Source organism: Streptomyces sp. NPDC036815, assembly GCF_055609205.1.
Genome location: NZ_JBVJPW010000004.1, coordinates 1 through 19181, shown reverse-complemented (window position 1 = coordinate 19181; position 19181 = coordinate 1). Strand labels below are relative to the sequence as shown.

16 protein-coding genes, 1 rRNA gene and 1 riboswitch are annotated in these 19181 nt (G+C 69.6%); of the genes, 4 read left to right on the top strand and 13 right to left on the bottom strand.

Annotated elements, in window-relative coordinates:
• Nucleotides 1-69: 69 nt before the first annotated feature.
• Nucleotides 70-1845, top strand: a complete 1776-nt coding sequence (locus ACZ69I_RS11015) for a substrate-binding and VWA domain-containing protein (protein ID WP_470831616.1) — start codon at nucleotides 70-72, stop codon at nucleotides 1843-1845.
• 23 nt (nucleotides 1846-1868) lie between these two features.
• On the opposite strand, the gene ACZ69I_RS11010 is transcribed toward ACZ69I_RS11015, so the two are convergent.
• Nucleotides 1869-3389: a glutamate-cysteine ligase family protein gene (locus tag ACZ69I_RS11010; RefSeq protein ID WP_470831614.1), complete on the bottom strand. Its 1521-nt coding sequence runs from the start codon at nucleotides 3387-3389 to the stop codon at nucleotides 1869-1871.
• Between the two features lie 483 nt (nucleotides 3390-3872).
• Here ACZ69I_RS11010 and ACZ69I_RS11005 point away from each other — a divergent pair, with 483 nt between their 5' ends.
• Both ACZ69I_RS11005 and ACZ69I_RS11000 read left to right on the top strand, forming a co-directional pair.
• Nucleotides 3873-4457 (top strand): hypothetical protein, encoded by a 585-nt coding sequence (locus ACZ69I_RS11005; RefSeq protein WP_467676408.1) that lies wholly within the window; start codon nucleotides 3873-3875, stop codon nucleotides 4455-4457.
• 305 nt (nucleotides 4458-4762) lie between these two features.
• Nucleotides 4763-4969 carry a DUF5999 family protein gene (locus ACZ69I_RS11000; protein ID WP_361733549.1) on the top strand — a complete coding sequence of 69 codons (207 nt, stop codon included), beginning with the start codon at nucleotides 4763-4765 and terminating at the stop codon, nucleotides 4967-4969.
• 110 nt (nucleotides 4970-5079) lie between these two features.
• Here ACZ69I_RS11000 and gcvP read toward each other — a convergent pair whose 3' ends face one another.
• Nucleotides 5080-7968, bottom strand: coding sequence for an aminomethyl-transferring glycine dehydrogenase (gene gcvP / locus ACZ69I_RS10995; RefSeq protein ID WP_470831613.1), 2889 nt, complete (start codon nucleotides 7966-7968; stop codon nucleotides 5080-5082).
• Nucleotides 7969-8155: 187 nt separating this feature from the next.
• Nucleotides 8156-8255: riboswitch (glycine riboswitch) on the bottom strand.
• 144 nt (nucleotides 8256-8399) lie between these two features.
• Here gcvP and ACZ69I_RS10990 point away from each other — a divergent pair.
• Nucleotides 8400-8777: a PRC-barrel domain-containing protein gene (locus ACZ69I_RS10990; protein ID WP_467676412.1), complete on the top strand. Its 378-nt coding sequence runs from the start codon at nucleotides 8400-8402 to the stop codon at nucleotides 8775-8777.
• A 31-nt stretch (nucleotides 8778-8808) separates the two neighbouring features.
• Here ACZ69I_RS10990 and ACZ69I_RS10985 read toward each other — a convergent pair whose 3' ends face one another.
• The 11 genes from ACZ69I_RS10985 to rrf form a co-directional block, all read right to left on the bottom strand.
• Nucleotides 8809-10320 (bottom strand): DNA polymerase IV, encoded by a 1512-nt coding sequence (locus ACZ69I_RS10985; protein WP_470831612.1) that lies wholly within the window; start codon nucleotides 10318-10320, stop codon nucleotides 8809-8811.
• A 69-nt stretch (nucleotides 10321-10389) separates the two neighbouring features.
• Entirely contained in the window at nucleotides 10390-11004 is a 615-nt protein-coding gene (locus tag ACZ69I_RS10980) for a MerR family transcriptional regulator (protein WP_467676417.1), read from the bottom strand.
• A 168-nt stretch (nucleotides 11005-11172) separates the two neighbouring features.
• Complete coding sequence (locus ACZ69I_RS10975; RefSeq protein ID WP_063795355.1) at nucleotides 11173-11646, bottom strand: bifunctional nuclease family protein; 474 nt, start codon at nucleotides 11644-11646, stop codon at nucleotides 11173-11175.
• 75 nt (nucleotides 11647-11721) lie between these two features.
• Complete coding sequence (ftsR, locus tag ACZ69I_RS10970) at nucleotides 11722-12465, bottom strand: transcriptional regulator FtsR (protein WP_470831611.1); 744 nt, start codon at nucleotides 12463-12465, stop codon at nucleotides 11722-11724.
• Nucleotides 12466-12512: 47 nt separating this feature from the next.
• On the bottom strand, nucleotides 12513-13481 hold the full coding sequence (locus ACZ69I_RS10965; protein ID WP_389722348.1) for an FHA domain-containing protein: 969 nt from the start codon (nucleotides 13479-13481) through the stop codon (nucleotides 12513-12515).
• A gap of 82 nt (nucleotides 13482-13563) precedes the next feature.
• A complete protein-coding gene (locus ACZ69I_RS10960) occupies nucleotides 13564-14394 on the bottom strand; it encodes a DUF881 domain-containing protein (RefSeq protein ID WP_470831609.1) in 831 nt (276 codons plus the stop codon).
• A gap of 5 nt (nucleotides 14395-14399) precedes the next feature.
• On the bottom strand, nucleotides 14400-14732 hold the full coding sequence (locus ACZ69I_RS10955; protein ID WP_003988855.1) for a small basic family protein: 333 nt from the start codon (nucleotides 14730-14732) through the stop codon (nucleotides 14400-14402).
• Nucleotides 14729-15628: a DUF881 domain-containing protein gene (locus ACZ69I_RS10950; protein WP_470831607.1), complete on the bottom strand. Its 900-nt coding sequence runs from the start codon at nucleotides 15626-15628 to the stop codon at nucleotides 14729-14731. The genes ACZ69I_RS10955 and ACZ69I_RS10950 overlap by 4 nt, the downstream gene beginning before the upstream one ends.
• Nucleotides 15629-15716: 88 nt before the next feature.
• The gene (locus ACZ69I_RS10945; protein WP_470831606.1) at nucleotides 15717-18212 is read right to left on the bottom strand and encodes a sugar phosphate nucleotidyltransferase; all 2496 of its coding nucleotides are present in this window, start codon (nucleotides 18210-18212) and stop codon (nucleotides 15717-15719) included.
• A gap of 112 nt (nucleotides 18213-18324) precedes the next feature.
• On the bottom strand, nucleotides 18325-18933 hold the full coding sequence (locus tag ACZ69I_RS10940) for a CDP-alcohol phosphatidyltransferase family protein (protein WP_470831605.1): 609 nt from the start codon (nucleotides 18931-18933) through the stop codon (nucleotides 18325-18327).
• Nucleotides 18934-19087: 154 nt separating this feature from the next.
• A 5S ribosomal RNA gene (gene rrf, locus ACZ69I_RS10935) occupies nucleotides 19088-19181 on the bottom strand; the annotation flags it as partial.

The window sequence follows — 19181 nt, the reverse complement described above, 5'->3', positions numbered from 1 at the left end:
GGACACCGGTTCCGGGCGTACGGCCCCCTCATTCCTTGCTCCATCACTCAAGGGAGGGGCACCACCGGCATGGGACGTCACAGCTTGCCCGATGAGCGCGGGACGGCAGCGCCCGGCCCCCGGCCCCGCGCGCGCGGCCGTGCGGTCGCCATCGCCACGGCGCTCGTCCTCGTGATCGCGGGCTCCACCGCGGCGGCGGTCCGCAGCGGTCTGCTCTCCTTCGGCGGCTCCTGCGGCGACGAGGCGGTACGCCTCGACGTCGTCGCCGCCCCCGCGGTGGCCCCCGCCCTGCGCGAGGCGGCCGACAACGCCCGCGAGGAGGAGGTCACCTCGGACGGACACTGCATCGACGTACGGGTGAGCGCCCGCGACTCGTACAAGGTCGCCGCCGAACTCCGCGCGGGCAAGCGCGATCCGGAGTACGACGTGTGGGTGCCGGACTCCGGTTCCTGGGTCCGGCAGGTGGGACTCGGCTCCAAGCAGACCAAGATCTCGCCCGCGGGCAACATCGCCTCGTCGCCGGTCGGCATCGGGATGGTCCCGTCCGCCGCCGAGTCGCTGGGCTGGCCGAAGAAGACGTACGACTGGCCGACGCTGACCTCGGCCGCCATGAAGGGCGACACACTCCGCCTGGGCGCCGCCGATCCGGCGCGCAGCGCGACCGGCCTGCTCGCCCTCGCCCAGCTGGGCGCGTCGGCGAAGAAGCGGGGCGGCAAGGACGGCGACACCCGGGCCGCCGCCCTGGCGAAAGCCCTGTCGTCCCGCACCTCGGACAGCGACGGCCAGCTCCTGGACACCCTCGCCCGCGACGACTCCGGCACCGAGCGGGACAACCCCCGCCGCAACCAGGCCCTGATCCTCTCCGAACAGGCCGCGTACGCCCACAACGCGTCGGCGGACGAGGAGAACCGCCTCGACCTGTTCTATCCCAAGGACGGCTCGCCCCGGCTCGACTACCCGTACACCCTCGTCGAGGACGACGAGATGTCCACCGACATGAGCCGCGCGGCGCTGCGCTTCATGACGATGTTCAGCGACGAGGAGGGGCAGCGGATCCTGACGGAGCACGGTTTCCGTACCGACCCCGACCAGCCCTCCGACAAACTGGTCACCGCCGCGGGAGGCCGCACCCCGCAGCCCTACGCGGCCGAGGCCACCGATCCGCCCTCCGACAAACAGCTCCAGGAGACCCTGGGCATGTGGACGATCACCGTGCAGAGCGCGCGGCTCAGCACCGTCGTCGACGCCTCCGAGTCCATGCGGCAGTTGGTCCCCGGCCGCGGCCAGTCCCGTATGGAGGTCACCAGGTCCTCGCTGCTCCAAGCCCTCGCGGGCTTCACGGACGAGGACGAGATCGGCCTCTGGGAGTTCGCCACCCGGCTGGACGGCGCCCGCGACTACCGCGTGCTGGAGCCGACCGAGCGCCTCGGCGACCGCAAGGGCGACGGCACCCACCGCGACGAGATGGCGGGCGCCTTCGGCGATCTGCAGCCCGTGCCGGGCGGCGCCACCGGCCTGTACGACACCACGCTCGCCGCCTACAAGGAGGCGCGGTCGACGTACGCGCGCGGCAAGTTCAACGCCCTCGTGATCCTGACCGACGGCGCCAACCAGGACCCGGACAGCATCTCCCGCGGCTCCCTCATCTCGCAGCTGGAGGACCTCTCCGACCCCGAGAAGCCGGTGCCGATCATCGCCATCGCCGTCGGCCCGGACGCGGACAAGGACGAGGTCCAGCAGATCGCCGAGGCGACCGGCGGCTCCGGCCACCAGGTCGACGACCCGGCGCAGATCCACGCGGTCATCCTCAAGGCCATCATGCAGGCGGGCAGCAACCAGGGCTGAGCCGAGGCGCCCGGCCGGGAGCCTCAGCCCGTCGGCACCGCGGGTTCCGGCAGCTCCACGGGCCAGGTGTGGACGGGCTCCCCGGCATGCATCAGCTCGCAGTACCGCCGGGTGGTCGCGGCCAGCGCCTCTTCCCTCGCAAGGCCGCTCTCGCGGGCCCGGTGGTACGTCGACGCCTGCCACGAAGCCCCGTTGACCCGCCGCCGGCACCGCTCCTCGATCACCCCGAGGTACAGGTCCCGGTCGGCGGCCTCCACACCCCACGCGTCCAGGCCCGCGGCCGCGAGCGGCAGCAGCTCCTCGCGTACGAGCTGGACGGCCGGCACCTCGGCGACACCGCCGAGCCTGCCGCGCCGCGGCCACTGCAGCGTGGCGTCGATGCCCTGGCGGCACGCGACGTCGAAGTTGCGCGCGGCGGCCTCGAAGGGGAGCCGGGACCACACCGGCCGCGACTCCTCGGCGAGCGCCCGCACCAGGCCGTAGTAGAAGGCCGCATTGGCGATGACGTCGGTGACGGTGGGCCCCGCGGGCAGTACGCGGTTCTCCACCCGCAGGTGCGGGACGCCGTCGGCGATGCCGTACACCGGGCGGTTCCAGCGGTACACGGTGCCGTTGTGCAGGACGAGTTCCCCGAGGCGCGGCACGCCGCCCGCGTCGAGGACGCCGAGCGGGTCCTCCTCCTCCATCAGCGGCAGCAGCGCGGGGAAGTACCGGAGGTTCTCCTCGAAGAGCTCAAGCGGCCCGGTGATCCACCGCTCCCCGAACCAGGTGCGCGGCCGCACGCCCTGCGCCTGCAGCTCGGGCGAGCGCGTGTCGGTGGACTGCAGGAACAGCGGCGGCCGCGACTCGCGCCACAGTTCACGGCCGAACAGGAACGGCGCGTTGGCCCCCACGGCCACCTGCGCCGCGGCGACGGCCTGCGCCGCGTTCCACACATCGGCGAAACGGCCCGGCGTGACCTGCAGGTGCAACTGCACGGAGGTGCACGCCGCTTCCGGCGCGATCGACGCCGAGGTGCAGGTCAGCCGCTCCACGCCCTGGATGTCAAGGGCGAAGTCCTCGCCGCGCGCCGCCACGATCTGGTCGTTGAGGAGGGTGTAGCGGTCGACGTCGGAGAGGTTCGCGGACACCAGGTCGGCACGGTTCAGCGTCGGCAGAATTCCGATCATGACAATGCCGGCGGCGAGCTCGTTCGCTTTCCTGTGGGCGTAGTTGAGACCCGTGCGCAGCTCTTCGGCGAGCCGGTCGAGTACGCGTCCGCCGAGCCGGTGCGGAGCAATGTTCACTTCGAGGTTGAACATTCCGAGTTCCGTCTGGAAATCCCGGCTCGCGATGCGCTCGAGAACCTGCGCATTCAACATCCTCGGCAGCCCGTCAGGGCCGGCGAGATTCAACTCGATCTCCATGCCCATCAGATTCTTGGGCCGGTCGAATCGCCCCTCCTCCAACAATCGCTCCAGTCCCGCGAGACACTCTCGGAGCTTGCCTCGGTAGTGGTTCCGATCGGCCAGGTCGAACGTGCCCGCCACGACCTTCTCCCCCATCGAAGCGTCCCTCCTAGAACGGGCAGCCAAGGGTCCGGCCGCTGTGTACGGGGGATGATGCCCAGGCAATGTGATCGATAACGTCCCGCGCGGGGCCACCGACCGCTAGGCTCGGCGGGGTTGCTGTCCGGCACATTCACCAGGCATGCGGCACAGTGAAGATTCCGTTCCGAACCACCTGGTCAAAAGCACCGACAGGAATCGGCCGACCGCGTACCGCGGGAAATCCGAGGTCATGAAGGCAGGCCCCGCGAAAAATCGGGATAAACGTCTCACAAGGACGGCGCGTTAACGCCTTGCCAATAATATCCGGTGCCTCTAGCTGAAACACCGCTCGAACACACCTCGTATAAACTCCGCAATCTAGGCAGAGAGTTGGCGCTCGCGGTTCCCAGCCCCCGCCCCTCTGACCCAGAGCTGACAGCGCCGTCACGCACCTGCCCCCGTTCCACCGTGCCTGTCGAATGAGAGAGGCGACCCACCATGCCGCTGCATGTCCCCCCGGCTCCCGCGCCCGCCCTGCGCAGCGTCCTCGCGGCACTCGGTTCCCCCACCGCCGTACGCGAGGCCCGCACCCCGTCCCTCCGTGCGGCACAAGGGCCCGCGAGCCCGGAACTCCCGCTGCCGGTCCACGTGTTGGACCGCATCACTCCCGAGGGCACCTCGCCCACCCGCCTCGCCGGCTGGCGCTTCCTCATCCGCTGCGGCGAGCGCGCCGTCGCCGCGGCCGAGACGATGCTGACTCCGGACGGGTGGGCGTTCTCGCACTTCTTCGAGGGCCCGTACATCGCCTCCACGGAACGCGCCCTGCGGCACGCCGAGGCGATGCCGATGCCGTACCAGCCCCGGCTGCTCTCCGTGCCCGAGCTCTACATGCTCACTCTCTGGCTGCACCGCGACTGCACGGACGACGGCGCCGAGGGCGCGCTGGCCGCCACCGACCTGCTCGTTCCGCTGGCGCCCGCCCCACCCGGCATCGCGGCCCACCGCCCGCACCGCGTCGCCGAACTCCTTCCGATGCTCAACCACCGCCTGACACCGGCACCCCTGCTGACCTCACGCGCCTGACAGCGCCCCGTCCGCTTCCCGTGCCCCGCCGCCCCCGGCAGCGGGGCACAGCGCTGCCCACCCGAGTGGACTAGCCCACTCAGGCCACCCCGAACCACCCGAAGAGTGCGCCAAGTTGGGCTGAACCGTCCGCGCGGGTGATACGTCATTAAGCAGTAGGAGCCGCTGCGGCAAATTCCCTGCGGATTGACGCGCGGAGGGCAACACTGGGATCGGACCGACTACAACGGGGGGCGGTTATGAACACCGCATCGAGCCACAGGACCGACGTCACAGCCATCTCATCGCAGCGAAAGAACCCTTCCATGTGCCAGCACCAACCACCGTGCCCGACAGCCGACTCCGCCGACCGGGAAGCCGCGCTCCTCATGGCGAGCCACCCGGAACAGGGCTGGAGCCTGCTGTGCAACGGCGTCCTGCTCTTCGAGGACACCGGTGAGCTGCTGCCGGACGGCCAGATCATCGCCCCACATCGACCGCTGGGCACCGATCACGTCATGACGGCCGCCTGAGCACCGCTGGCACAGCCGCACGAGCGCACCACGGAGAAGACGAGGGGCCGGCCCGGAGAGAACTCTCCGAACCGGCCCCGCCGCATGCCCGCGCCGTGCGAGCGCGGTGATCAGTCCTCGTACGCATCCAGCGGCGGGCAGGAGCAGACCAGGTTCCGGTCGCCGTACGCCTGGTCGATGCGGCGCACCGGCGGCCAGTACTTGTCCGACGCCACCACACCGGCCGGGAAGACGGCCTCCTCGCGGCTGTACCCGTGCTCCCACTCACCGCTCAGCGCGGCGGCGGTGTGCGGGGCGTTCCGCAGCGGGTTGTCGTCGGCGGCCCACTCGCCGGAGCCGACCTTCTCGATCTCCCGGCGGATGGCGGTCATCGCCTCGCAGAACCGGTCGATCTCGCCCAGGTCCTCACTCTCCGTCGGCTCGATCATCAGCGTCCCGGCGACCGGGAAGGACATGGTCGGCGCGTGGAAGCCGTAGTCGATGAGCCGCTTGGCGATGTCGTCGACGCTGACGCCGGTCTCCTTGGAGAGCGGCCGCAGATCGATGATGCACTCGTGCGCGACGAGGTCGCCGGGACCGGTGTAGAGCACCGGGAAGTGCGGCTCGAGGCGCTTGGCGATGTAGTTGGCGGAGAGCACCGCGACCTGGGTGGCCCGCTTGAGGCCCTCGCCGCCCATGAGGCGCACGTACGACCAGGAGATCGGCAGGATGCCGGCGGAGCCCCAGGGCGCCGCGGAGATCGGGCCGACCCCGGTCTCGGGCCCCGCGGCGGGCTGCAGCGGGTGGTTGGGCAGGTACGGCGCGAGGTGCTCGCGCACACCGACCGGACCGACGCCGGGGCCACCGCCGCCGTGCGGGATGCAGAAGGTCTTGTGCAGGTTGAGGTGCGAGACGTCGCCGCCGAAGTGGCCCGGCTTGGCCAGGCCCACCAGGGCGTTGAGGTTGGCGCCGTCGACGTACACCTGGCCGCCCGCCTCGTGCACCTGGGCACAGATGTCGGCGACGTGCTCCTCGAAGACGCCGTGCGTCGAGGGGTAGGTGATCATCAGCACCGCCAGCTCGTCACGGTGCTTCTCGATCTTGGCGCGCAGGTCCTCGACGTCGATCTCGCCGTCGTCGGCGGTCTTGACGACCACGACCTTCATGCCCGCCATGACGGCGCTCGCGGCGTTCGTGCCGTGCGCGGACGACGGGATGAGGCAGACGGTGCGCTGCTCGTCGCCGTTGGCGCGGTGGTACCCGCGCACGGCGAGCAGGCCGGCCAGCTCGCCCTGCGAACCCGCGTTGGGCTGCAGGGAGACCTTGTCGTACCCGGTGACCTCGGCGAGCCGCTCCTCGAGCTCACGGATGAGCGTGAGGTAGCCCTGCGCCTGCTGGGCGGGGGCGAAGGGGTGCAGCGAGCCGAACTCGGGCCAGGTGACCGGCTCCATCTCGGTGGTCGCGTTGAGCTTCATGGTGCAGGAGCCCAGCGGGATCATGCCGCGGTCGAGCGCGTAGTCACGGTCGGCGAGCTTGCGCAGGTAGCGCAGCATCGCCGTCTCCGAGCGGTGCTGGTGGAAGACCGGGTGGGCGAGGTAGTCGTCCTGGCGCAGCAGGCCCGCGGGCAGCGTGTCCGCGACGTCGGCGTCGAGCACCTCGACATCGGCCTCGACCCCGAACGCTCCCCACACGGCGGCCAGTTGTGCCCGCGTGGTGGTCTCGTCGCAGGCGAGGGAGACGTGGTCGGCGTCGACCAGGTGGATGTTCACGCCACCCTCGCGGGCGGCACGGACGAGCTCCTCGGCCCTGCCCTCGACGCGCACGGTCAGGGTGTCGAAGTACGCGCCGTGGACGACCTCGACGCCACCGGCCGTCAGGCCCGCCGCGAGCAGCGTCGCGTACCGGTGGGTGCGCCGCGCGATCGACTTCAGGCCGTCGGGCCCGTGGTAGACGGCGTACATTCCGGCCATGACCGCGAGCAGCACCTGAGCGGTACAGATGTTGCTGGTGGCCTTCTCGCGGCGGATGTGCTGCTCACGGGTCTGCAGCGCGAGGCGGTAGGCCTTGTTGCCGTCGGCGTCGACGGAGACGCCGACGAGCCGTCCGGGCAGGCTGCGGGCGAACTTCTCGCGGACCGCCATGTAACCGGCGTGCGGGCCGCCGAAGCCCATCGGCACGCCGAAGCGCTGGGTCGTGCCGACGGCGATGTCGGCGCCGAGCTCGCCGGGCGAGGTGAGCAGCGTCAGGGCGAGCAGGTCGGCGGCGACGGTGACGACGGCGCCGATCTCGTGCGCCTGGTCGATGAGCGGCTTGATGTCGCGTACGGCACCGGAGGCGCCCGGGTACTGCACCAGGACGCCGACGACGCCGCGCTCGGCCACCTCGGCGGGAATGCCCTCGCTCAGATCGGCGACGACCACCTCCACGCCGGTGGGCTCGGCACGGGTTCGGATCACGGCGATGGTCTGCGGCAGCGTGTCGGCGTCGACGACGAAGGCGCCGTTCTTGACCTTGCCCATGCGGCGCGAGAGGGCCATGGCCTCAGCGGCGGCGGTGCCCTCGTCCAGGAGCGAGGCCCCGGAGGTGGGCAGGCCCGTCAGCTCGGCGACCATGGTCTGGAAGTTGAGCAGCGCCTCGAGCCGCCCCTGCGAGATCTCGGGCTGGTACGGCGTGTAGGCGGTGTACCAGGAGGGGTTCTCCATCACGTTCCGCAGGATGACCGGCGGGGTGAAGGTCCCGTAGTACCCGAGCCCGATCATGGAGTCGAGGACCTGGTTCCGGTCGGCCAGCGAGCGCAGCTCGGCGAGCACCTCGGCCTCGGAACGGGCGCCGGGCAGGTTCAGCGCCTCGGCGTTCTTGATCACATCCGGCACCGCGGCGGCCGTCAGCTCGTCGAGCGAGCCGTACCCGACCTGGGCGAGCATTTTGGCCCGCGCTTCCGCATCGGGCCCTATGTGCCGCTGCTCGAAGGGGATGCCCTGCTCGAGCTCGGAGAGCGGGATGCGATTGGTGGCAGTCATTGCGGAGGCCTCCTGGTCAGCACGACCTGCGAGGGGTACCACGGCGCGGGTACCCGGACGGCCTCCCCCTCTGTCATCTCAACCTGAGAGCTTCACAGTCCCGTCTCTCGACAGAGCTGCTTTCACCGTCGGTGAGGAAGGGTTCGGAACGTGCCCGCCCGACGCCCGCCCTGCTTTCCAGAGTGACCTCGTCCGTGCGGTACGGGTGCCTGAGAGATTCCGGGGAGGATTTGCTCCTTCGGCGCCCCCGGAAAGTGTGTTCCGGAGAGCTCTCCCGCACGGGGTCAGCGGCCAGAAGCCAGCCTACCAGCGAGGACCATGGCCGATCCCTCGAGTGGCCACCTGCCCCGAAGTGCTCTTTCGTAGTGACTACGAACGAATAAGGATGAGTTGCACCCGATTTCGTCAGGCCGCGACCAGCTGGAGGGCCCGTGCAGACCGACATCGATCCGCGCAACCTGATCGGCCGCAAGGCGTTCGACCGAAACGGGACCAAGATCGGCACCATCGACGAGGTGTACCTCGACGACGCCACCGGCGCCCCGGAATGGGCGGCCATACGCACCGGCCTGTTCAGCCGCGACGCCTTCGTGCCCCTGGAGCCGAGCGAGCTGGTCGGGGACGGCACCCTGCGCATTCCCTTCGACCGCGCCCTCATCAGGGACGCCCCCGACTTCGGAGTCGGCCGCCACCTCTCGCCCGAGCAGGAACTCCAGCTCTACCACCACTACGGCCTGGACACGACACCACCACAGTCCCCACCACCCGACCAGGACTTCGGCCGCATCGCTGGCACGGACTCCCCCTGACCCGGCGCCGCCCCTTTCGGGCCGGCCCGTCTCAGCCCTGATTCCCCACCTGCGCGCGAGCCGTTCTGGACACCTCCTCGAGCCCCGCCTCAGTTCCCGCCTCCCCGGCCTCCTCCGGTGCCTCCGCGGCGACCAGCGGCAACGGCTCGGCGGGCACCAGGTCCGGGTCCTCCGTCCGGAACGTCCGCACCCGCCCAGGCGGCGAGTACGGCGTCTCGAAGCGCACCGTCACCCGCCCGAGACCGCTCCCCTGCACCCACCCGTGCCCGTACTCGGCATGGCGCACGTCGTGACCGGCCGACCACCGCCGCTCGGCCGGCGCCACCGGCTCCTCGGCGCTCTCCCCCGCCTGCTCGCCCGGCACCGGCTCCCCCGGCACGCCGTCCCCGCTCCCGGCGCCCTCGGGCTCCGCCTCCGTGACGCTCCCGGCCGCCGCCGACGCCGCCTCCGCCTCGACCTCGGCGGCCTGGGCCTGCGCCTGCGCGAAGAGGTCCTCCTGCGTGTAGTCCGTGAGGCCCGATACGCCCACGCCGAGGAGCCGTACCCCGCCCGTGGTGTCCACCGACTCAAGCAGCCGCGCGGCGGCCTCCCGCACCACCCCGGGGTCGTCCGTGGGTCCGCGCAGCGTCTCGGACCGCGTCAGCGTCGAGAAGTCGAACCGCCGCACCTTCAGCACGATGGTCCGCCCCGAGTGCCCCGCCGCCCGCAACCGCTGCACACACCGCTCGGCGAGCCGCGCGACCTCGCCCCGCACCCGTACCCGGTCGTGGATGTCCACGTCGTACGTGTCCTCGACACTGACCGACTTCGTGTCCCGCTCGGCGACCACGGGCCGCTCGTCGTGCGCGAGCGCCATCCCGTACAGCGAGCCCCCGTGCGCCTTCCCGAGGAGCCGTACGAGCTCGTCCTCGCCCGCCTCGGCGAGTTCCTCCACCGTGGTGATGCCGGCCCGCCGCAGATGATCACCCGTGGCCGGCCCCACCCCGGGCAGGATGCGCACCGACATGGGCCCGAGCAGCGCCCGCTCCGACCCCGGTGCTATCAGCCTGAGTCCGTCCGGCTTGGCCTCCTCGGAGGCGATCTTGGCCAGCATCTTGGAGACGGCGAGCCCCACCGACCCGGTAAGACCGGTCACCGCCCTGATGTCCGCCCGCAGCCGCTCCCCCACCGCACGCGCCGTCTCCGCGTCGTCGGCGACGCCGCCGGCCTCCAGATCCACGAAGGCCTCATCCAGGCTGAGCGGCTCCACGAGCGGCGACAGCTGCCGCAGCAGCCCCATCACCTGCTCGCTGACCTCGCGATACAGCCCGAAGCGCGGCACGAGATAGGCGGCGTTCGGCGCGAGCCGCCGCGCCTGCCCCATGGGCATCGCCGAGTGCACGCCGAAACGACGCGCCTCATACGAAGCGGTGGCGACCACACCCCGCGGCCCCAGACCGCCCACCACCACGGCTTTTCCGCGCAGACTCGGCTTCGCGGCCTGCTCCGCGGACGCGTAGAAGGCATCCATGTCCAGATGCAGGATCGTCGGCGCGCTTCTCACAGCTCTGATGCTGCCCTATGCCACTGACAACGCGGCGTCGCAGGGCCCTGGAGCCGGTGCGGGACGTGCTCAGACGGCCTTGTTGCGGCGCCTGGCCAGTTCGTCGGCCGGGTTGTGCCCGATGAGGGTCTCGCCGGTGTCGACACGCTCCCCGTGCAGCTGGGACAGCGCGGCCTCGACATCGCGCCAGACGACGCCCACGGCGATCCCGAAGACCCCCTGACCGCCCTGGAGCAGGTCGTGGACCTCGCTGGACGACGTGCATTCGTAGACGGTCGCCCCGTCGCTCATCAGCGTCATCCGCTCCAGGTCCCGGAACCCGCGCTCCCGCAGGTGCTGGACCGTCGTCCGGATGTTCTGCAGCGACACACCGGTGTCGAGGAACCGCTTCACGATCTTCAGGACGACCACGTCGCGGAAGCTGTACAGCCGCTGTGTCCCCGAGCCGCCCGCGGCGCGCACACTGGGCTCGACCAGACCGGTACGGGCCCAGTAGTCGAGCTGTCGGTAGGTGATGCCCGCGGCCGCGCACGCGGTGGGACCGCGGTAGCCGATCTGCTCGTGTCCGGACGTCGCGTCCCCGCTCCCCTGGACCGCCATCGGTCGATTCGGAGAGTGATCGGAGGCACCGCCGTGGAGCGGGTAACCACCGTCCACCGCCGTACCGTCGCCGCTGCTTCTCACGCCGACCTCCCTCCTTGACCTGCCTTCTCGACGGTAGGCAGTCGCCAGGGGCTCGTCAACGATCGCCACACTCGGCACGCCGAGTGATATCACCCTGAGAGTGGTTTCCCGTATCGCACCGCGGGGAAAGGCTAGCCGAATGGTCCGACGCGGGCCGCTGGAAGCGGCTCACTGGCTGTTGGTACCGAAGTCCTCGGGCGAGATCTGATCGAGGAACTCGCGGAACTTCTCCACCTCGTCCTCCTGCTCGTCCGGGATCGCGATGCCGGCGTCGTCGAGGACACCGTCGCTGCCGAAGATCGGCGTCCCGGTGCGCAGCGCCAGCGCTATGGCGTCGGACGGCCGCGCGCTCACCTCGACACCACTGGCGAACACCAGCTCCGCGTAGAAGACCCCTTCCCGCAGGTCGGTGATGCGCACTTCGGAGAGCTCCTGGCCCACCGCTTCCAGCACGTCCTTGAACAGGTCGTGGGTCAGCGGCCGTGCGGGTGCCATGCCCTGCTGCGCGAAGGCGATGGCTGTTGCCTCACCTGGTCCGATCCAGATGGGGAGGTACCGGTCGCCTCCCACTTCACGCAGGAGCACGATCGGCTGGTTGGAGGGCATTTCGACCCGGACACCTACGACGTCGAGCTCGTTCACACAGCAACCCTAGGACGTGGCTGGCAGGTTTGGGTAGTCGGGCACCCGCCGAGTAGCGGTCGGGCATGCTCCGAGTCAGGGCAGTCTGACGCCGAGCGCCGTCTGCACGAGCGCCGAATGGAGCCTGCCGGTGAGCCCGGCGAGCTCCTTGGTCCGGGCCTCGGCATGGGCCCTGGTCTGCGGATTGCGGTGCCGTCGCAGTGGTGCGACCACCTGGTCGACGAGCCCGGCCTCCCGCTCGGCGGCGGCCTTCATGGCCCGCAGATGGCGTGGCTCGATACCGAATCGACCGAGTTCGACGACGAGCGTGGCGACCGTGACGGCCTCCGCGTCGTATCCGCCGTCCGGCAGCGGCGCGACCAGCCCGTACGATTCCCACTCGCCGAGCTGCACCTCGTCGATCTCCGCGGCGGCCAGGAGCTCGGCACGGCCCACGCGGGCCGCCGTCGGCCCCTCGGCCTCGTCCTGGCCCTGCGCGTCCCCACCGTCCCGCTGACGCCCCAGAGACGGCATCGGGGGCCGCTCACCGCGCTCCAGCGCGTCGAGGTGCTCCCGGATGACCTTGAGCGGCAGATAGTGGTCCCGCTGCATCCGCAGGACCTGAGCGAGCCGCTCGACGTCCGGCGGGCTGAACTTCCGGTACCCGGACGGGGTCCGCTGCGGCTCGATGAGCCCCTCGGACTCCAGAAAGCGGATCTTGGAGATCGTGACCTCGGGAAATTCGTCACGCAGCTCGTTCAGCACCGTGCCGATGCTCATCAGCCGACGGTCCGCGACGGCGGTGCCGATGTCGGCACCGCCCCTCGGTGTTTGAAGCATGGACCTTCCCTGGGGGTTGTCCCCCCGGACGGCGCCTGGGGGAGGGCTCAGAGGCCGACGGCCCGCTGGCTCGCGTAGAAGACCAGGCGGTACTTGCCGATCTGCACCTCGTCGCCGTTCGAAAGCGCGACCGAATCGATGCGCTCACGGTTGACGTACGTGCCGTTGAGGCTGCCCACGTCCGCGACGGTGAAGGAACCGTCCTGGACCCGACGGAACTCCACGTGACGACGCGACACCGTCACGTCGTCCAGGAAGATGTCGCTCTGCGGGTGCCGCCCCGCCGTGGTCAGCTCGCCGTCGAGCAGGAAACGACTGCCCGAGTTCGGACCCCGGCGCACGACGAGCAGCGCGGAACCGAGCGGCAGCGCGTCCACCGCCGCCTGGGCCTCCGGAGACAGCGCGGGAGACTGGGTCTGCCCCGTCGTCTCGGCGTCGTAGGCCTCCAGGCCCGAGATGGAGATCGTCGAGGTGGTCTCGGACGGACGCTCCGGCGCGGCTCCGGCCCGCAGCGGCGCACCGCAGTTGGAGCAGAACCGGCTCGCCTCGGCGTTGCGGTTCCCGCACCTCGTACACACCAGGGCCATGGACGGGTCCTCCTGCCGTGGCTGCCCCGCGGGGGCATTCGATGCGTACGGGCCGGAGGTGAACCCTCCACCCGTACCTGAGGTTGAAGGTTCCCCGAAACCTATGCGGCCGGGACCGGCAGGGTCAACAGATGACGCGCCCTGTCCGCCCGAAATGTCACCACCTGGACCAGCGACCTGATCGCGGAACATCGGGCGCCCCGCGCCCTGCTCCTCGGCATCTCCATGGCGTGGGGCACGGTGACGGGCAGTGGCTGGATTGCCGCTGTCCTCTCGTGCGCTCTTGCCGAACAACTTCGCAAACAACTTCACGGGCGATTCCCCTTGACCGAAACAGACCCGCCCGTGGGGCAGGACGAACCCTGATTGCACACACCGGCATTCATCGGTGAGCCAGACATCCTCACAACGTCCGTGGCCACCAAACAGTTTCCACCACGCACCACGCTTCCGGTGCGCCGACCCCCCGCAACCTCATGCCCTCGCCTCGCGGCCCCCATGCGTCCGCCCCTCACTCGGAGGACGACCGAGCGTAGTCAGGCCGCTTCGCAGGTCGCAAGGCGTTCACAATGATCTTCTCCGAGCGTTCCACGGTCACCGTGGCCTGCTCCTTCTCCAGAGTCTGCACCACACCTCCCGGGATGTTCAGCGCAGGTTCGAGATCCTGCGGCTTGCCGATCACCTTGAAGAGGTACGGCTCACCGACCTTGTGGCCGTCCACCCGCACGCCACCGCCACCGGCGTCCGCCAGGTAGGTGTTGGCCACGACGCGTACGTCATTGATCTGGATCGCCTCGGCGCCGGCGGCGCGCAGCTCCTGAATGGCGTCGAGCAGCATGTCCGCCTCGACCGCCCCCTTCTTGTCCTCGATGGTCAGGGTGATGCCGGGCCCCTGGGCCGCCACCGTGCCTGCCAGGATGCCGAGTTGCCTCTCCCGCTCGACCGTCTGCTTGCGAGCCTCTTCGGCCTGGTCCGAGCTGTTCTCCAGCCCGGTCCTCTGGTCCTCGAGGCGTCGCTTCTCTTCTTCCAGACGCTGAGTTCGGTCATCCAGTTCATCGAGGATGCGTACGAGATCTTCTTGTCTCGCTCCGCGCAGTGCGCTGCTGTCGTTGTTGGACCGCACCTGAATGGCCAGGCCGAGGCCGAGCACGAACAGCAGCAGGGCGACGATGAGTTGGGGGCGGGTCACCCGCGGCGGCCACAACCCCTTCGCCAGCCGCTGGCGTCCGGTGAGCTGCGGCTTCTTTCCGGGCTCCGTCGGCGCGGGCGTCTCGGGCACTCTGGGGGCCTCCGGCGGGAGCTCCCTGTGCCGGTCGTACTCGGGCCTCTCGTCGGAACTCATCGGCGTCACGCCCTGAAGACATGCCGACGGATCGCGGCGGCGTTGGAGAAGATCCGGATACCGAGGACCACGACGACGCCGGTGGACAACTGCGCTCCCACGCCCAGCTTGTCGCCCAGGAACACGATCAGTGCGGCCACCACCACGTTCGACAGGAACGACACGACGAACACCTTGTCGTCGAAGATGCCGTCGAGCATGGCCCGCAGCCCGCCGAACACGGCGTCGAGAGCCGCCACGACGGCAATCGGAAGGTACGGCTCGACCACCGCCGGAACCTCGGGCCGAACCAACAATCCGGCCACGACTCCCACGACGAGGCCCAGTACGGCGATCACGATGTGCCCTTTCCTGCCTTCGGCTCTGCTGTACGTACGGTCACGCTCGGCGCTGCCGGCAGCCTGAGCTCGTCCGACACGGAGATGCTGGTCCTGATGCCGAAATTCTCCTGCAGAGCGTGCAGGTACTGACCGTCGCGGCTGTTCTGGAACCGGGTGCTCAAGCGCTTCGCGTCCCCGACCGCGAGCACCGTATACGGCGGCACCAGCGGTCTGTTGTCGACCAGTATCGCGTCACCCGCGGCCCTGATCGCCGACAGTGCGGTGAGTCGCTGGTCGTTGATGGAGATCGCTTCGGCGCCCGACTGCCACAGGCCGTTGACGACGCGCTGCATGTCGCGGTCGCGCACCCGCCCGGTGTCGGAGAAACCGGCGCTCTCGCGCGGCCCGCCGCCGCCCTGCTCGGCTTGCTTCTTGTCGTCCACCACGAGCTTGACGCCGGGCCCGTGCACTTCCGTCGCCCCGGACAGGAGCCCCATCAACTCGCCCTGGCTGCCGCCGTGCTCCTTCAGCGCGGCCTGCTGCCGGTCGCCCACGTCGTCGCGGAGCTCGTCCACGTCGTCCTCGAGCTTGTCGGCCCCGGCGGTCGCGTCCTCGACGCGGTCGATGAGCTCCTCGCGCTCCTTGGCCACCACCGGAGCTTCTATCCGCGCCTGCGCGGCACCCACGGTGACCACGAGGGCGGCGAGTACGAGACCGGCCGCGAGCCCCAGTTTGGCCCGCAGCGGACGCGGGACACCACTGCCCCCGCTGGCCTTCTTCCGGGCCGCCGCCTCCGCGTATCCCTCGTCCAGGCTGTGGTCCATGACGGTGGTGAGCAGCGACATGGACGCGTCCGGACGCCGAGGGCGCGAGAGGGTGCTCCGAACGGGGGGCTGCTGCGGCATGCCGCACATCGTCGCACGTCGCGGGCGCTACCTCCGAATGGCCCCACCGGCGCGCCGGACAGCACCTGTTACGGGTGCTGTCCGGCGCCGGAACAGGTCAGCGACCTGCGCTGTCCACCACCGTGGACCACTCGTCGAGCAGCGCCTGCGCGGACGCGTCGTCGGGTCCTTCGGCCCACAGATGAGTGACGGCCTCGGCGGGGTCGGGCAGCACGAGCACCCAGCGCCCGTCCGACTCCACGACCCGCACTCCGTCGGTCGTGTCCACGGACCGCTCCCCGGCCGCTTCCACCACACGCCGCATCACCAGGCCCTTGACGGCCCACGGAGTCGCGAGATCACGCCGCAGTACGTGCGCGCGCGGAATGCGCGCGTCGATCTGGCTCAGGGTGAGCTGGGTACGCGCGACCAGACCGATCAGCCGTACGAATGCGGCCGTTCCGTCGAAGACGCCGCTGAACTCGGGAATGATGAACCCGCCCCGCCCGTCACCGCCGAAGATGGTCGAGTCCTCGCGGCCCACCCTCGTCAGATCGTCCGGCGACGTGGTCGTCCAGTCCACCTGAGTGCCGTGGTACGCCGCGACCTGCTCGGCGATGCGCGTCGTCGTCACCGGCAGCGCCACCCGCCCGCTCCGCCGCTCGGCGGCGACGAGATCGAGCATCACGAGCAGGGCGCGGTCGTCCTCGACGATCCGCCCCTTCTCGTCCACGAGTGACAGCCGTTCACCGACGGGGTCGAACCGCACCCCGAAGGCGGCCCGTGCCGACGCCACGATCTCCCCGAGCCGCACGAGCCCGGACCGGCGGCCGTCCGCGGTCTCCGTGGGCCGCGACTCGTCGAGCCCGGGGTTGATGGTCAGCGCGTCCACTCCGAGCTTCCCGAGGAGGCTCGGGAGTACGAGGCCGGCGCTTCCGTTGGACGCGTCGACGACGACCTTGAGGCCCGCCTCGGCGACGCCCGTGGTGTCCACGTTCCGCAGCAGGGAGCCCGTGTAGGAGTCGAAGACGCTGGACGGGAAGTGCAGATCACCGATCTCCCCGGGGAAGGCTCGCCGGTACTCCTGGCGCGCGTAGACCCGGTCCAGCTTGCGCTGGCTCCCCTGCGAGAGGTCCGCGCCCTGCCCGTCGAAGAACATGATGTCGACGGAGTCCGGCACCCCGGGCGTCGTCCGGATCATGATCCCGCCGGCGCTGCCTCGCGCGGTCTGCTGCCGCGCGACGGGCAGCGGTACGTTCTCCAGGTCCCGTACGTCCATGGCACTGGCCTGCAGCGCCGAGATGACCGCTCTCTTCAGCGCACGCGCACCACGCGAGTGGTCACGCGCGGTGGTCACGGTGGAACCCTTCTTCAGGGTCGTCGCATACGCACCCGCCAGGCGCACGGCGAGCTCCGGTGTGATCTCCACGTTCAGGATCCCGGACACCCCACGCGCCCCGAAGAGGTGCGCCTGGCCACGGGACTCCCAGATGACCGACGTGTTGACGAAGGCACCTGCCTCGACCGTCTTGAACGGGTAGACCCGTACGTTGCCCTGCACGATCGATTCTTCACCGACGAGGCACTCGTCACCGATGACCGCGCCGTCCTCGATCCGCGCGGCGCGCATGATGTCGGTGTTCTTGCCGACGACACAGCCACGCAGATTGCTGTGCTGCCCGATGTACACGTTGTCGTGTACGACGGCCTTGTGCAGGAACGCGCCGTCCTTCACCACGACGTTCGACCCGATGACGGTGTGCTCACGGATCTCGACGTTCGCCTCGATCTTGGCGTAGTCACCGATGTACAGCGGTCCGCGCAGGACGGCGTCGGGGTGCACCTCGGCCCCCTCGGCGACCCACACGCCGGGCGAGATCTCGAAGCCGTCGAGCTCGACATCGACCTTGCCCTCCAGCACGTCGGCCTGCGCCTTGACGTAGCTCTCGTGCGTGCCGACGTCCTCCCAGTAGCCCTCGGCGACATAGCCGTAGACGGGCTTGCCCTCCTTCATGAGCTGCGGGAAAACGTCCCCGGACCAGTCCACCGGCACGTCGGCGTCGACGTAGTCGAAGACCTCCGGCTCCATCACGTAGATGCCCGTGTTCACCGTGTCGGAGAAGACCTGCCCCCAGGTCGGCTTCTCGAGGAAGCGCTCGACCTTTCCTTCTTCGTCGACGATGGTGATGCCGAATTCCAGCGGGTTGGGTACGCGCGTCAGGCAGACGGTGACAAGCGCGCCCTTTTCCTTGTGGAAGGCAATCAGATCGCTGAGGTCGAAGTCCGTCAGCGCGTCACCGGAGATCACGAGAAAGGCATCGTCCTTCAGCGCTTCCTCGGCGTTCTTCACGCTGCCGGCAGTGCCGAGCGGTTTCTCCTCATTGGCATAGGTGAGCTCCATCCCAAGCTCTTCGCCGTCGCCGAAGTAGTTCTTGACGAGTGACGCCAAGAACTGCACTGTCACTACGGTCTCGGTGAGCCCGTGCCTCTTCAGCAGGCGCAGCACATGCTCCATGATCGGCCGATTGGCCACAGGAAGGAGCGGCTTGGGCATGCTCGAGGTCATGGGGCGAAGGCGCGTGCCCTCACCACCGGCCATCACGACGGCCTTCATGTCGGAAACGTCCTCCTCAATAGACGACGGACCGGCCGACTCAGCTCACCGAGGATGACCCGCATATGTCCGGCGCGGGCCTTCAGCCTCTACAACCGCCGAATCGGCAAGCTCAATCGGCCGTACTGTCCGCATTGACAAGTCTGCGGACCTGGACCACATAGAGGATCCCTGCCCACCAGTACAGGGTTGTACCCCATCCGGCGAACGCCCATCCGAAAATAGCAGCGGGTGTGGCGATCCAGCCACTTCCATCACTGAGGAGCAGTAGTGGAAAGGCGTACATCAGGTTGAAGGTCGCGGCCTTGCCCAGAAAGTTCACCTGCGGCGGCGGATAGCCGTGACGCCTGAGGATCCCGACCATCACCAGCAGGACCAGTTCACGCAGCAGCAGCGCCCCGGTCACCCAAAGCGGAAGAATCTCCCGCCAGGTCAGACCGACCAGCGTCGAGAGGATATAGAGCCGGTCGGCCGCGGGGTCGAGCAGCCGGCCCAGCTTGCTGATCTGGTTCCAACGACGCGCGAGCTTGCCGTCGAGGTAGTCACTGACCCCGCTGAACGCCAGGACGAGCAGCGCCCAGCCGTCGCTGTTGGGCCCCCCGAACTCCGGCCTGAGGATCAACCACAGGAAGAGGGGCACGCCGGCGAGGCGCGCCATGCTGAGGATGTTCGGGATGGTGAGGACCCGGTCCGTCTGGACGCGAGTCTCCTGGACCTCCACCCGGGGGCCTCCTGTGAGGGAAAGAGTCAATGATGCCCCCTGACCTTACCCTCAGTTGCCGTACGTCCATGCAGAGGGGTAGCCGGGCAGCAGGCACAAAACAAAAAAGCCGCGGCCCCTGGAATTGAATCCAGGGGCCGCGGCTTTAAAAGAAGTTCGGCGGCGTCCTACTCTCCCACAGGGTCCCCCCTGCAGTACCATCGGCGCTGTGAGGCTTAGCTTCCGGGTTCGGAATGTAACCGGGCGTT